At 70.2% G+C, this 14,171-nt stretch carries 12 protein-coding genes; 3 read left to right on the forward strand and 9 right to left on the reverse strand.

The genetic code is table 11. The features are described from left to right. Nucleotides 1–9: 9 nt before the first annotated feature. Both ABQ271_RS12895 and ABQ271_RS12900 read left to right on the forward strand, forming a co-directional pair. On the forward strand, nt 10–2,793 hold the full coding sequence (locus ABQ271_RS12895) for a family 78 glycoside hydrolase catalytic domain (protein ID WP_349309135.1): 2,784 nt from the start codon (nt 10–12) through the stop codon (nt 2,791–2,793). Between the two features lie 19 nt (nt 2,794–2,812). Continuing rightward, nucleotides 2,813–4,585: a DUF5605 domain-containing protein gene (locus ABQ271_RS12900; protein WP_349309136.1), complete on the forward strand. Its 1,773-nt coding sequence runs from the start codon at nt 2,813–2,815 to the stop codon at nt 4,583–4,585. Nucleotides 4,586–4,822: 237 nt separating this feature from the next. On the opposite strand, the gene ABQ271_RS12905 is transcribed toward ABQ271_RS12900, so the two are convergent. The 6 genes from ABQ271_RS12905 to ABQ271_RS12930 all read right to left on the reverse strand — a co-directional run bounded on the left by ABQ271_RS12905 (nt 4,823) and on the right by ABQ271_RS12930 (nt 10,172). Next, nucleotides 4,823–5,008, reverse strand: a complete 186-nt coding sequence (locus ABQ271_RS12905; RefSeq protein ID WP_349309137.1) for a hypothetical protein — start codon at nt 5,006–5,008, stop codon at nt 4,823–4,825. Nucleotides 5,009–5,298: 290 nt separating this feature from the next. Continuing rightward, nucleotides 5,299–5,460 (reverse strand): hypothetical protein, encoded by a 162-nt coding sequence (locus ABQ271_RS12910; protein ID WP_349309138.1) that lies wholly within the window; start codon nt 5,458–5,460, stop codon nt 5,299–5,301. Between the two features lie 147 nt (nt 5,461–5,607). Then, nucleotides 5,608–6,183 carry a helix-turn-helix domain-containing protein gene (locus tag ABQ271_RS12915; protein WP_349309139.1) on the reverse strand — a complete coding sequence of 192 codons (576 nt, stop codon included), beginning with the start codon at nt 6,181–6,183 and terminating at the stop codon, nt 5,608–5,610. Next, on the reverse strand, nt 6,176–8,035 hold the full coding sequence (locus ABQ271_RS12920) for a glycoside hydrolase family 3 N-terminal domain-containing protein (RefSeq protein WP_349309140.1): 1,860 nt from the start codon (nt 8,033–8,035) through the stop codon (nt 6,176–6,178). The genes ABQ271_RS12915 and ABQ271_RS12920 overlap by 8 nt, the downstream gene beginning before the upstream one ends. Nucleotides 8,036–8,202: 167 nt before the next feature. Then, a complete protein-coding gene (locus ABQ271_RS12925; RefSeq protein WP_349309141.1) occupies nt 8,203–8,892 on the reverse strand; it encodes a response regulator transcription factor in 690 nt (229 codons plus the stop codon). Continuing rightward, nucleotides 8,889–10,172, reverse strand: a complete 1,284-nt coding sequence (locus tag ABQ271_RS12930) for a histidine kinase (RefSeq protein ID WP_349309142.1) — start codon at nt 10,170–10,172, stop codon at nt 8,889–8,891. Before ABQ271_RS12930 ends, ABQ271_RS12925 begins: the two co-directional genes overlap by 4 nt. A 381-nt stretch (nt 10,173–10,553) precedes the next feature. Between ABQ271_RS12930 and ABQ271_RS12935 the strand changes: the two genes are divergently transcribed. Further along, nucleotides 10,554–10,697, forward strand: a complete 144-nt coding sequence (locus ABQ271_RS12935; protein WP_349309143.1) for a hypothetical protein — start codon at nt 10,554–10,556, stop codon at nt 10,695–10,697. Nucleotides 10,698–10,709: 12 nt separating this feature from the next. Here the strand turns inward: ABQ271_RS12935 and ABQ271_RS12940 are convergent, their stop codons facing one another. From ABQ271_RS12940 to ABQ271_RS12950, 3 genes are read right to left on the reverse strand one after another with little or no spacing between them, the layout of a single operon-like run. Further along, nucleotides 10,710–11,555 (reverse strand): transglutaminase family protein, encoded by an 846-nt coding sequence (locus ABQ271_RS12940; protein ID WP_349309144.1) that lies wholly within the window; start codon nt 11,553–11,555, stop codon nt 10,710–10,712. Beyond that, a complete protein-coding gene (locus ABQ271_RS12945; RefSeq protein WP_349309145.1) occupies nt 11,552–12,484 on the reverse strand; it encodes an alpha-E domain-containing protein in 933 nt (310 codons plus the stop codon). Before ABQ271_RS12945 ends, ABQ271_RS12940 begins: the two co-directional genes overlap by 4 nt. Next, the gene (locus ABQ271_RS12950; protein ID WP_349309146.1) at nt 12,478–14,163 is read right to left on the reverse strand and encodes a circularly permuted type 2 ATP-grasp protein; all 1,686 of its coding nucleotides are present in this window, start codon (nt 14,161–14,163) and stop codon (nt 12,478–12,480) included. The genes ABQ271_RS12945 and ABQ271_RS12950 overlap by 7 nt, the downstream gene beginning before the upstream one ends. Nucleotides 14,164–14,171: the final 8 nt, after the last annotated feature.

The raw sequence follows: 14,171 nt of genomic DNA on the forward strand, positions 1-14,171 counted from the left end.
AGGAACCCCGTGAACGCCCGCATCGACACCCTTCGCGCCGAGCACCGCACCGGCACACCCTTCGTCGCGACGCCCGCGCCGCGCCTGACCTGGACCGTCGCGACCGACGAGCCGGAGTGGATCCAGGCCCGCGCCGAGGTGACCGACGGGGTCGACACGGTCGCTCTCGACAGCGCCGAGAGCGCGCTCGTCGCGTGGCCGTTCACGCCGCTGCAGGCGGGTGAGCATCGCGCCGTCCGCGTGCGGGTGCAGGCGGCATCCGGCACCTGGACCGGGTGGTCGGAGCCGTCGCCGGTCGCGGCAGGGTTCCTCGCGGCGGGTGAATGGGTCGCTCAGCCCGTGGGTCTCGCGGACCCTCCGCGAGACGCGATGCCGACCGTCGTGAAGACGCGGTTCCGTCTCGGGCGGCCCGTGACGCGCGCGCTGCTGTTCTGGACGGCCCTCGGTGTCGCCGAGCCCGAGATCAACGGCACTCCCGTCTCGGATGACGTCCTCTCGCCGGGGTGGACCGCTTACCGGGACCGCCTCGTCCACGAGACCGTCGACGTCACCGGTCTCGTCCGCGTGGGCGAGAACGAGCTGTCGGCGACTCTCGCCGGCGCCTGGTACACCGAGAAGTACGGCTTCTTCGCGTTCGCCGACCGCCTCTACGGCACGCAGCCGTCGTTCCTCGCCCAGCTGCGGGTGACCTTCGACGACGGCACCACGACGACGGTCGCTGCAACCGGAGACGGGTGGGATGCCGCGGCCCAGTGCCCCGTCGTCGACAGCGGCATCTACGCCGGTGAGCACCAGGACCTGCGCGTCACGGTCGGCGAGTTCCGGCCCGCTCGGGTGGGCGCTGCCGCGAAGCCCGGGTACGAGAACATCCCCGTGCCCGAAGCCCGCATCGCCCCGCCCGTGCGGCGGATCGAGGCGCTTCCCGTCGCGGCGACGCTCCCCACACCGTCCGGCGCCACGATCCTCGACTTCGGGCAGAATCTCGTCGGTCGACTTCGCCTGCGGGTCCGGGGCGACGCCGGTACCCGCGTGACAATCCGTCACGCGGAGGTCCTCAACGAGGGTGAACTCGCGCTGCGCCCTCTCCGGAACGCCGCGGCGACGGCGACGTTCGACCTCTCCGGCGGTGACGACGTCCTCGAGTCCCGCTTCAGCTTCTACGGCTTCCGCTACGCCCAGGTCACCGGGATCGACATCGATCCGGCCGACGTCGAGGCGGTCGTCCTCCACACCGACATGACGCGGACCGGGTGGTTCGAGGCATCCGACCCGCTCATCGAACGCCTGCACGAGAACGTCGTCTGGGGCATGCGCGGGAACTTCCTGTCGATCCCCACCGACTGCCCGCAGCGCGACGAGCGGCTCGGGTGGACGGGCGACCTGCAGGTGTTCGCCCCGACCGCGTCGTTCCTCTACGACTGCGCGGGGTTCCTCACGTCGTGGCTCCGCGATCTCGCCCACGAGCAGACGCGCGACGGCGGATCGGTGCCGGTCGTGGTGCCGTCCGCCCTCGGCGGGTTCGCCTCGTTCGGCGGGGCGTCACCGGCCGCGTGGGGTGACGCCGCCACCGTCGTCCCCACCGTCCTCCACGACCGCTTCGGCGACCGAGCGGTCCTCGCCGCGCAGTACGACAGCATGCGCGACTGGGTGGATGCCGTCGGTCGCGACGCGGGCGAGAGCGGCTTATGGGCCGGCCGGATGCAGCTGGGCGACTGGCTCGATCCGACGTCGCCGCCCGACAAGCCGGGCCAGGCGCAGGTCGACAGCGACATCGTCGCCTCGGCGTACTACGCGCGGTCCCTGCGCCAGGTCGCCGATGCCGCCCGCCTCCTCGGACACGACACGGATGCCGCTCATTACGGTGCCCTCGCGGAGCGGAGCCGCGCGGCGTTCGTCGACGAGTACGTGACCGCCGCGGGGCGCATGATGAGCGACGCTCCGACCGCGTATGCCCTCGCCCTCGAGTTCGACCTCGTCACCGACGGTGCCGTCCGGACCGGGCTCGCGGACCGCCTCGCGGCGCTCGTCCGCGAGGGCGGCTACCGCATCGGAACCGGCTTCGTCGGGACCCCCCTCGTCGCCGATGCGCTCACCCGCAGCGGGCACCTCGCCACGGCCGAGCGGCTGCTCACGCAAACCGAATGCCCCTCGTGGCTGTACCCCGTGACGCAGGGCGCGACGACGGTGTGGGAGCGCTGGGACTCGCTCCTGCCGGACGGCTCGGTCAACCCGGGTGAGATGACGTCCTTCAATCACTATGCGCTCGGCGCCGTCGCGGATTGGCTGCACCGGACCGTCGCCGGCCTCGCGCCCGCGGCACCCGGGTACCGGCGTCTCCGCATCGCGCCCCAGCCGCTCGACACCCTGTCGTCGGCGTCGGCGCGCCATCTGACCCCCTACGGCGAGGCCGCTGTGGCATGGCATCGGGAGGGAGCCGAGATCGTGGTGCGAGCTGTCGTGCCGCCCGGCACCCGTGCCGAGATCGCTGTTCCGGGTGCACCCGAGGAGGTCGGATCCGGCCGCTACGAGTGGCGCTTCACGCCCGCCGCTGTCCCCCCGCGTCCTGCGCTCGATGGCCTGCAGGCGTCGCTCGCCGACGTGATCGACGACCCGCGCGCGTACTCCGCCTTCCTCGATGCCGTGGCGTCGGCGGATCCCGACCGCGCGGAGGCGATTCGCGCCGAGACGCGCTGGGGAGCGCGCCGAGCCGTCACGAGCGCGCTCATGTTCGCGCCGCCCGCGCTGCTCGCGTCGGTGGACGACGCGATCCGGCGCGCGACGGCATCCGTCTGACCTGCCCGAGGAGGCCCCCGTGTTCGACCGTGCCAGTACGTTCGGTGATGCCATCGACGACCCCGAAGCCCGCGCGATCCTGGAGCGGTACCTGCCCGGGGTGGCAGCCTCGCCCATGGCGACGCAATTCCGGAGCGGTCGCCTCGGTCAGCTGGTCGCGATCGTGCCCGCCCTCGAGGACCTCGAGGAGCGCGAGCGCTTCTTCGCGGCGCTCGCCGAGGTCGGGTCGGGGGCCGGACGCGCACCGTATTCCCCCGCGATCGCCGCCGACCCCGGTTACGAGGGCGACGACGTGCCGCGAGCCTCGGCCGTCGTAACACTGCCGGCACCGTCGCCGCAGTGGGATCCGCTCGAGGTGCGCTTCGCCGGCCCCGCGCACGGCAACCCGTTCGTCGACGTCGAACTCGACGCCGTGTTCCGCCGCGGCGGCCGGGAAGTGCGCGTCGGCGGGTTCTACGACGGCGACGGTGTCTACGTCGTTCGGGCGCTCGCCGATGAGCCCGGCACGTGGACCTTCGAGACCCGGTCGACCGCGCGCTCGCTCGACGGCCTGACCGGCTCGGTCGAGGTCGTCGAGGCGCGCGAGGGCTCGCGCGGCCCGGTGCGCGTCGACGGGCTGCACTTCCGGCACGCCGACGGCACGCGGCATCGCCCGGTCGGAACGACCGCTTACGCCTGGACGCACCAGCCCGAGGAACTGCAGCAGAAGACGCTCGCGACCCTCGCCGACGCCCCGTTCGCGAAGCTCCGGATGTGCGTGTTCCCGAAGTCGTACCTCTACAACGCGAACGAGCCGGCCGACTTCCCGTTCGTCGGCAGCCTCGCCGACGGCTTCGACCTCACCCGCTTCGACCCCGCGCACTTCCGCCGCCTGGAGCAGGGCATCGCGGAGTTGGCGGCCCTCGGCATCCAGGCAGACCTCATCCTCTTCCACGCGTACGACCGGTGGGGGTTCGCCGATCTCGGTCCCGCCGTCGACGAGCGCTACCTGCGGTACGTGGTGCGGCGGCTCGCGGGGTTCGCGAACGTGTGGTGGTCGATGGCGAACGAGTACGACCTGATGTGGTCGAAGGACCTCGACGACTGGGAGCGCCTCGCCGCGGTCGTGGGAGAAGAGGATGCCTTCGGTCACCTCAACTCGATCCACAACTGCCGGCCCTTCTATGACTACGCGAAGCCGTGGATCACGCACGTCAGCGTGCAGCGGGTCGACGTGTACCGCACGGCCGAGAACACCGACCAGTGGCGCGAGCAGTGGGGCAAGCCAGTCGTCATCGACGAGTGCGCGTACGAGGGCGACATCGACCAGGGCTGGGGCAACATCACCGGCGAGGAGATGGTGCGCCGGTTCTGGGAGGGTGCCGTCCGCGGCGGGTACGTCGGCCACGGCGAGACCTACTACCCGCCCGCGCTCGACGGTGCGGCATCCGTCGGCGATGACGACGAAGTGCTCTGGTGGGCGAAGGGCGGCGCACTGCACGGCACCTCACCCGCACGGATCGCCTTTCTCGAACGACTGCAGTCCGAGGCGCCCGGCGGGGTCTGGGACCCGCTGCCGAGCGACTGGGACGTGCCGTGGGGTGGCGTCGCCGGGCAGCAGAAGATCGCGTACTTCGGATTCAACCGGCCGCGGTTCCGCAATGTCATCCTCGACGAGGGCGACTGGCGCGTCGAGGTCATCGACACCTGGGGGATGACGGTCGACGAACTGCCCGGGACGTATCGCGGTCAGGTGCGCGTCGAACTGCCGGGACGGCAGTTCATGGCGATCCGGGTGACGCGGGTGGAGTGAGGTGGGCGCGGCTCGTTGGTGGCTCGGCGATATAACGATGATTATCGGTGACCTGTCTGGAGTGGCGCCCAAACTCAGGGGCCGTACCCCCGAGGATCTCTCCGCCGGCTTCGGTAGCCGTCTGGTTCGATTTCCGAGTGAATCCACAACTAGTCGGGCGTCGTCATCATTTCGGTCGCGTTAGTGCCGCATGCCATTCGTCCGGCCCGTTGCGGATCAGCCCCCGCGTGGCTTGATTCATTCAGGACGATTCTTCTCACTGTGCGCAGCACGAGCGAACAACGCCGTAGAGCCTGCCCCGAAGAGAACTATCACCCATACCCAAAAAGATGTCTCCTGAAATATCAGCAGCTGGAACACCGCCACTAGTAAGACGCTTGCAGTCAGGGCGCCAATCACCGTCGCCGTGATTTGCATGGTCACTGACACTCCTCCCGGATTCCGCCGATAGCAGAACCTGCTCCCCATATGGACGCTGCCAAATCGATCACTGCTCCGGCGCCAACAGAATTGATGGCCGCGAACCGTAGCGCTGTTGCGCCGCCTGCAGGGTCTCATCGGCTATCACTTTCGCTTCCTCCGAGCTTTCACGAGGAGAACGAGGACGAACGCTACGCTGCCGAGACACAGAAGGACGCACGCGATTGCAACAACCAAGGCCGTTGTGTTCTCGCCTGGGCGCACAGCCTGTCCGGCGAATATGGCGCTCATCACTAGGAAGATGACCGCCAGAACAGCGAAGAGGCCGATCGACTGGCCTGCTGCTGCTGGAGGACTTCGACCTGGCTGGTGCCGGCGTACTTGTACGCGAACGAACCGGACGCGTTGCTGACGCCGGTCATCTGCTGGGCACCACGCACAGCCGTAGAACGCACTCAGGCCCCAACCTGTCGTCGTGAAGCCGCAGCAACAGTGCCCGCGGTTGCTCGAACCGTAGCGTTCCCTATGTCAAACCGCGAGAGAAAAGACTTACTGGCCGTGCGCACCTGCATGGCGACCAGCCCCAGGAGTCGCTGCAGCTCTCAGTCCTGCACGGCCAGCCGCTCCCACACCCACGCGAGCACCTCGGCGATGTCGATCGACGGGTCGACGCTCTGCTGCAGCTGCAGCCCGTCCGAGAGGGCGAGCAGCACCGTCGCCGCCATGTCGGCATCCACTCCCGCCGGCATCCCGCCCGCCTCCTGCCGCGCGCGGATATCCGCCGCGACGACGGCGTGCACACTCTCCTGCCGCTCCTCGAAGAATGCTCGAGCGGGATGCTCCGAATCGGATGCCGCGACCAGCAGGTTCGTGTACAGGTGCACCAGCGCGGGCGACTCGGCATTGCGCCGCGCGACGCGCACCGACGGCGGTTCGCCACCGGCCTGGTCGGCGAGGGCCTCCCGGGTCGCGGCATCCCGTCGGCGCAGCACCTCGACGAGCAGGTTCTCCTTCGTGCCGAAATGGTGCAGCATGCCGGCCTGCGTCATCCCGACCTCGGCAGCGATGTCGCGCAGCGAGGTCGCCCCGTACCCGCGACGACCGATGACCTCGAGCGCGGTGTCGAGGATCAGCTCGCGGCTCTCCCGGCCCTGCGCCGAAACACGGCGCTCACGCATCTGCGCGAACCTCGAGCGTCGCCCGCCCGCCCTCGAAGACCGGGTCCGCGGTTCCGCCGGGGACGTCGGAGTGACCAGCGAGAACGGCCTCCGTACTGCGCGGGATCTCGAACGGCAGGCGCCCCTCGGCGGGCACGCGTCCGGTAAGCGCGTCGAGGATCGCCCCCTCCGACGCGCCGAACGTCGCGACGACAGCGTGCGCATGCGGCAGCAGCGGTGCGAGCAGCAGCGGACGCTCGAGGTGCACGGTGACGACGGTCGGCGCCGCGGCGGCGACCTCGGCGACGGTCGCCACGACCTCGTCGTCGAACGCGAGCGACCCCGCGTGGAAGCTCGACTCGAGCATGAAGTGATCGCGCGGCTCGAACGGCGGCGCGAGCCGCAGGATCGCCACGTCGGCGTCCGCCGGCTCCGCGACGGGCTCGAGTCCTGCCTCGCGCAGCGCCTCGTCCGAGATGTCCGGGGCGTGCACCGCCGTGCCGGGCCGCAGGGGCAGAACGGATGCCGCATCCCCGGACCCACCCGGAAGGATCACCGTCGACCGCGATTGGGCCTGCGTGCCGATTGCGCGGAACTCGGCGCTGCCGACGACCTCGGCCGCGGCATCCTCGTCGACGAACGGATCGTCGAACAGTCCGAGCTCGAACTTCACGCGCAGCAGGCGCGCGACCGAGACGTCGAGGCGCGACTCGGGCACGGCACCCGAGCGCACGAGCTCGATGAGGAGCGCCGGGTCGTCCTCGCCGCCGAACTGGTCGCAGCCGGCGTCGAGGGCCTTTCGGAACCGCTCGATCTCGCTGAGGTGCTCGACGCCCCACGACCGCGGCGGCAGGACTTTGCCCATCATCCGCGATTCGGTGACGAGTCCCCAGTCGGTGCAGACGACGCCGTCGAAGCCGAGCTTCTCGCGCAGCAGCCCCGTGATGATCTGGTGGTTGAAGCCGAAGCCGACCTCCTCGACCCGCTCGCCGTCGAGGACAAGCCCGCGCGGCACGCCGTACGAGGGCATGATCGCCGAGACCCCGCGCTCGATCACCCGGCGGAACGGCTCGAGGTGGTATTCGAACATGCCGCCCGGGTACACCTGGTCGGTGCCGTAGGGGAAGTGCGGGTCCTCGCCATCCTTCTCCGGCCCGCCGCCGGGGAAGTGCTTCGCCATGCAGGCAACGCTCGCGGACGTCAGCCGGTCGCCCTCGAACCCGTCGAGGTAGGCGACACCGAGACGTCCGACGAGGTCGGCATCCTGCCCGAACGTGCTGTACTGCCGGGCCCACCTCGGCTCCGTCGCGACGTCGAGCGTCGGGTGCAGGGCCGAGCGGATGCCGACGGCCGTGTACTCGCGACGCGCGATGTCGGCGAACTCGCGCACGACGCCCGGGTCGGCGATCGCGCCGAGCCCGAGGGGCTCGGGCCACGCGGAGAGGTGACCGGCGGTGAACGAGGCGCCCCAGTTCTCGGTGAACGAGTGGCGGGGGTCGGTGGAGATCGTGACCGGGATGCCGTGGCCCGACGCCGCAGCCACCCGCTGCAGCGCGTTCACCCACCGCGCCATGGCGCGCGGGTCGGGGATCTGGTGGATGTTCAGGTGCGTGATGTGCGAGCCCTCGACGAACTCGCGGGCCGTCGTGCGCCCGGGCATGAACGCCGGCCCGTCGACCTCGCCGTCGGTGGTCGTCGACACGATCGTCTGGATCATGAGCCCGGCCTTCTCCTCCAGCGAGAGGCGCGAGACGAGGTCGGCGACGCGCTCGGCGATCGGCAGGCGCGGGTCCTCGTACGGATCCATGACGCCGTTGCGGTTGAGGTCGCGGTAACGCGTCCCGTCGGGCGCGGTGGAAAGGGATGCGGTCATGGCGGTCTCCTGCGACGTCGTCGTGGCGTGGGTGCGCGCGGCACCCGATGTCGAAAGACTAAATAACGTTCAGTGGTTTCCGCAACGCTCCGGGGACGCGCGATGTCGCGTGCCGTCGACGCAAACGGCACGACGCGTCCCCGGAACGGGATTGCCGCGAGACCAGCTCAGTCGAACGCGCGAGCACCCTCCCCGTCGAGCCGGTTGCGCGCACCCCACAGGGCGAGTTGCGTGCGGTCCGCGACACCGACCTTGCGGAGTGCGGACTGCAGCTGCGTCCGCACCGTGTGAACCGACAGGTGCAGGGACGACGCGATCGCCTCGTTGGCGGTGACCCCTGAGGCGAGCATCGACACGACGCGCCTCTCCGCAGGGCTCAACGACGCCAGACGCTCGATGTCGGGATCCGGGCCGCGGCGACGGACGAACTCTCGCAGCACCGGCGCGATGGCACGCGTGGACACGATCGCCTCCCCGCGAGCTGCGGCTTCGACGGCGCTGACCACCTTGTCCGAGTCATAGCTCTTCAGCAGGTACCCAACCGCACCCGCGTCGATCGCATCGGTGATGTAGGCGTCCACCGCGAAGCTCGTCATGACGATGACCGCCGGCTGGTCGCCCTCCTCGGCGAGCAGCTGCCGCGTGGCATCCGCGCCGTTCAGGCCCGGCATCTGCATGTCCATCAACACGACGTCCAGTGCCTCGGCCTGTGCCACGCGCACGGCATCGAGGCCGTTGGCGACCTCGCCGACGACACGGATGCCGCCCGCGGCCTCGAGCTGGAGCCGGAGGCCCTTGCGGACCGACCGATTGTCGTCGGCGATGAGAACCCGAATCGGCGAACGACCGGCCGTCATCCCCGCTCCGCTTCGCTCGAGGAGACAGGGATCGAGACGTCGAGCGTCCAGCCCCCGCCGGCATCCTGACCCGCGGAAAGGGACCCGCCCAGGATCTCGACGCGCTCCCGGATGCCGCTGAGCCCCCACCCGAGCCCGATCCCCGAGAGGTCGCCGATCGGCACCGCCGCGGAGTTCGCGACGACGACGCGGATACGGTCCGGCGTTCGTGAGACGCGAAGATCCACGGGCGCGCCGGGAGCGTGCTTGGCTGCATTCGTCAGGGCCTCTTGGATGCAGCGGAACGCCGTCGCCGACACCACCGCGGGAAGCGAATCGAGGCGCCCGGTCACCTCGAGCGCAACGATGGCTCCGCGCGCCCGCCAGAACGCGACGAGTTCGTCGAGCTGGCGCAGGTCCCGCGTCGTGTCGGACGGGACGACATCGCCCGCCCGGAGATCGGCCAGCGCGCCCGCGAGCCCGGCGGCGGCGAAGCGCCCCTCGTCGCGCACGTCCTGAAGCAGCTCCAGGGCCTGGTCCGCCCGCGTCGGGGCGACCTTGAGAGCCGCGTCGGCGAGGGTGATGAGGCCCGCGAGGTGCTGCCCGGCGATGTCGTGGAGCTCCTGAGCGATGCGAGCGCGCTCCCGACGCTGGGCATCCGCCACCCGCTCGTCGTGCTCACGCGTCGCACGCTCGGCGGCTTCGCGTGCGAGCCGCATCCGCCTCACTTTCGCCGACCACCACAGCCCGAGCGCGGTGCCACCCACGGCGGGAGCCGCCATCGACGTGATCTGGGCCGCGAGCCACCCGATGCTGACGCCGAGGCTCTCGCCCGTCCCCAGAACCCAGCAGAGCAGCACAGCCGACTCGGCGACGATCGTGCCGACGCACCATGCGACCGCCTCGGCGACGGCCATACCGGCCGCCGCGAGGAACAGCGCGACGGAGATGACCAGCGACATGCCCGCCACCCACGTCGGCACGGCGAGCCCCACCGCCAGTGCGAGATGGATCACCACGACCGCCGTGAGCGTGACCCGCGGCATCCGCTGGGAGAGAAGGAGGGCACCTGCCTGAGCGGCGCATCCGCCGATGAGGAGCGCATACGTCCCGGCGACCGAAACAGGCAGGGGCCACTCGCCCGCGCCCTCGAGAAGTCCCCACGTGGGCGAGACGAGAGCCTGGACCACCGTCGTCAGGAAAACCGTGACCACGAAGAACCAGGATGCCCGCGACGAGCCGCGCAGGGCGAGGGGCGGGCTCGGCGGCGCTGCGGGAGAGGCGAGCTGCGCTGAGGTCATCGAGGCGGGCTTCCGGGTGGGACGGTCGGGTCGTCTAGGAGCTTGCCACGACCCACAGGGTTGCCGGGTGACCCCGAGCGGGGCGACCGCAGGTCTCACTCAATCGGATGAATCTCGCGGACGGATCCCCGCCGCTGTCGGGTCGATACCTGCCCGTCTCCGGGGCGGAGGTGGACTCGTGGCCTCCGGCGGGCGATTCGAGCGCCCTATGGTGACACGCGAGGGGAACCGTCGGATCATGGCTTCGATCCGGCGGCTCGGGGCCCGGTCGACGTCGGGGGACGTCCCGGCCCCGAATCCCTCCCCCGTCCGTCGAGGCTGTCTCCGTCGAACCTGTCAAGGGGGCGGATGCCGCGTCGCACCGTGCGTAGCGTCGCGGCCATGAGCGACACCGACGCGAACCCGACACCCGAGCAGGACGACCCCACCGGCGGCGACGAGGGCACCGAGAACCAGCTCGACGCCGACAACGCCGTCGAGGAGGACACCCTCAAGACGCTCGACCCTGACGACTCCCCCGCCTGAGCGGATGCCGCGTCACGCCTCGCGCGTGATGAGCACCTTCACGTCGAGCCGGCTCTTGAACGGGCCCGCGTAGACGCCGCGGAGGGGCGGCACGTCGTTGTAATCGCGGCCTCGGCCGACCGTCACATGGCGGTCGCCGATCTCCGCGTCGTTCGTCGGGTCGTAGCCGTGCCACGACCCGGCGTACCACTCGATCCACGCGTGCGACTCACCGACGACCGGCACGCCGACCTCTGCCGTCGGATTCGGGTGCAGATAGCCCGAGACGTAGCGCGCCGGGATACCGACGGAGCGCAGCGCGCCGAGCGCGATGTGCGCCATGTCCTGGCAGACGCCCTTGCGCTCGACCCACGCCTCGGCGCCGGTGGACTGCACCTCGGTCGCCCCCGGCACGTACTCGACCGCCTCGCCGACCGCCATCGTGATCGCGAGCGCCGCGTGCGAGGGGTTCTCGTGCTGCGCCGCGATCCCGGCGGCGAGATCCGCGACCTCGGGATGCGGGGCGGTGCGGAGCGTCTGCGACAGCATCTCGACCGTTCCGATCGAGCGCTGCGCGTCGCGGGCCAGCGCCTCCCACGAGGTGTCGGGGTGGGTGAGCGGCCGCGCCCGCACCTCGACGAGCGAGCGCGCCGTGATCGCGAGCGCCGAGTGCTTCGCGAGCACGTCGAACGCGGCCACCCGCGTGCCGAAGTAGTCGACGTAGTAGTTCACGTTCGTCGACGGGTCGATGTCGAGCTGCGAGCTGAGGACGAACTGGCTGTCGCTCGTCGTCGGCAGCATCCGTGCCTCGTTGTACGACGCACCCACCTCGCCCGGGTAGTCGAAGCCCGTCGTGTGCTCGATGCGCAGCCGCTTCATGAGGTCTCTCCGATCCAACTGGGTTCGGCCTGCGTGGGGAAGAACCGCCCCCGGATGGCCTCGGATGCCTCGCGCGTCACCGACTGCACGCTCTGCATGTGGGCAGGGAGCTCGGCGAGCACCTGATCGATCGGCTGGTACTCGAGTTCGTTGCGCATGCGCCCGAGAGCGCGGAGCACCGCGTTGGAGTGCCCGACGCGGTCCTCGACCGGATCGATCGCGCTCATGCACTGCTCGGCGGTCCGGATCGAGTGGATGATCGAGCGCGGGAACAGGCGGTCGAGCAGCAGGAACTCGGCGGCGTTCTGCGAGCTCGGCATGCCCCGGTAGGTGCGCAGGTACGCCTCGTAGGCGCCGCAGGAGCGGAGGATCGTCGTCCACGACGGACCGGATGCCTCGGTCAGCGACCTCGTCGCCAGCATCCGCGCGGTCATGTCGGTGCGCTCGATGGCGCGACCGAGCGTGAAGAACTGCCAGGCCTCATCGTGACTCGACGAGTTGTCGGTGACGCCGACGGCGAGCGCCGCACGTTCGCGGACCCACTGGAAGAACTCGTGCGTCTTCTCGTCGTTGAGCCGCCGGGGCATGCGCGAGTACGTCGTGTTGAGGGTCTCCCACAGTTCCGTCGACACGATTTCGCGGGCACGGCGGGCGTTCTCGCGCGCCGCCTGCAGGCAGTACGCGATCGACGACGAGTTGGTGCGGTCCACGGCGAGGTCGGTCAACACGTCGGCGCGGGTGACGGGTCGGTCGCCCGGCGGCGTGACGGTACCCATGACGCCCATCAGCGAGCGACAGGCCGTGTCCTCGTCGATCCACGGATCCTCGAGGAGGAGCTGCAGGTGCACGTCGAGGATGCGGGCGGTGCCGTCGGAGCGCTCGATGTAGCGCCCGATCCAGAACAGGCTCTCGGCGATGCGACTCAGCATGCCTCGTCACCTTCCTCGGCGTCGCTGCCCTGCTGCTGCTGCTCCTGCTGCTCGGACAGCGTGCGGGGGCGGTCCTGCGGCGAGTGGTCCGGCTCGTCCTGCGCGTCGTAGATGATCGGGATCGCCGAGGTGGCCGTGGCCTGCTCGGCGACGATTCCGGCAAGCGACGGGGACTGTCCGTATTCGCCGCGGTTCGGAGCGTCGCCGCCGACGATCCACGTGTCCTTCGATCCGCCGCCCTGGCTCGAGTTGACGACGAGCTGGCCTTCGGGAAGCGCGACCCGCGTCAGTCCGCCGGGGAGCACCCACACCTCGTCGCCGTTGTTGACGGCGAAGGGACGGAGATCGGCGTGGCGGGGCCGCATCCCGTCGTCGACGAGGGTCGGGATCGTGGAGAGCATGACGACGGGCTGCGCGATCCAGCCGCGCGGGTCCGCTTTCAGCTTCGTGCGGAGAGCGTCGAGTTCGGCGGGACTGGCGTCGGGCCCGACGACGAGACCCTTACCGCCCGACCCGTCGACCGGTTTCACGACGAGCTCGTCGAGTCGGTCGAGCACCTCCTCGAGCGCACCCGGGTCTTCGAGACGCCAGGTGTCGACGTTCTTGAGGATCGGCTCTTCGGCGAGGTAGTACCTGATCAGCTCGGGAACGTAGGTGTACAGCAGCTTGTCGTCGGCGACACCGTTGCCGACCGCGTTCGCGATCGTGACGTTCCCGAGCCGTGCGGCGAGCATGAGCCCGGGGGCGCCGAGCATGGAATCGGCCCGGAACTGCAGCGGGTCGAGGAAGTCGTCGTCGACGCGACGGTAGATGACGTCGACGCGGCGCGGTCCGCGCGTCGTGCGCATGAAGACGCGCCCGCCCTGACACACGAGGTCACGCCCCTCGACGAGCTCGACACCCATGAGCCGGGCGAGCAGCGTGTGCTCGAAGTAGGCGGAGTTGTAGACACCCGGCGTGAGGACGACGACGTTCGGATCGTCGATTCCCGGGGGCGCGGAGTTGCGGAGCGCCTGCAGCAGCTTGTGGGGGTAATCGCCGACCGGCTGCACGCGCATCGAGACGAAAAGCTCGGGCAGCGTCTGCGCCATGACGCGGCGGTTGGAGATCACGTAACTCACGCCCGACGGCACCCGCACGTTGTCCTCGAGGACGCGCATCTCGCCGTGCTCGTCGCGGATGAGGTCGATGCCGGACACCTGGATGCGAACTCCGTTGGCCGGGCGGATGCCGGCGGCCTGGCGGGAGAAGTACTGCGACGACGCGATCAGCTTCGCCGGCAGGACCCCGTCGCGGACGACGTGCTGGTGGCCGTAGGCGTCGTCGAGGAACGCTTCCAGTGCACGCACGCGCTGCTGGACGCCCTTCTCGATGCGCGACCACTCGTCGTAGGCGATGACGCGGGGGACGGCATCCAGGGGGAAAGGTCTCTCCTCGCCCGCGAAGTCGAACGTGACGCCCTGCGCGAGATAGGAGCTGGCGAGCGATTCGGTGCGCCCGCGCAGCTCTTCCTGGGTCATCTGCGCGAGAGCCTGGTACAGCTCCCGGTACGACGATCGCGACTGCGCCGCTTCGCCGGGATGCGCCGCTCCGGCGAACATCTCGTCGAACGCCGGGACGCCGGAGGGGGTCTTGCGCGGCGCCAGAGTGGAGCCGTATCCGTCGAAGAGATCACCCATGGGATGAG

The sequence above is a fragment of the Microbacterium sp. MM2322 genome, assembly GCF_964186585.1.
GTDB lineage: Bacteria > Actinomycetota > Actinomycetes > Actinomycetales > Microbacteriaceae > Microbacterium.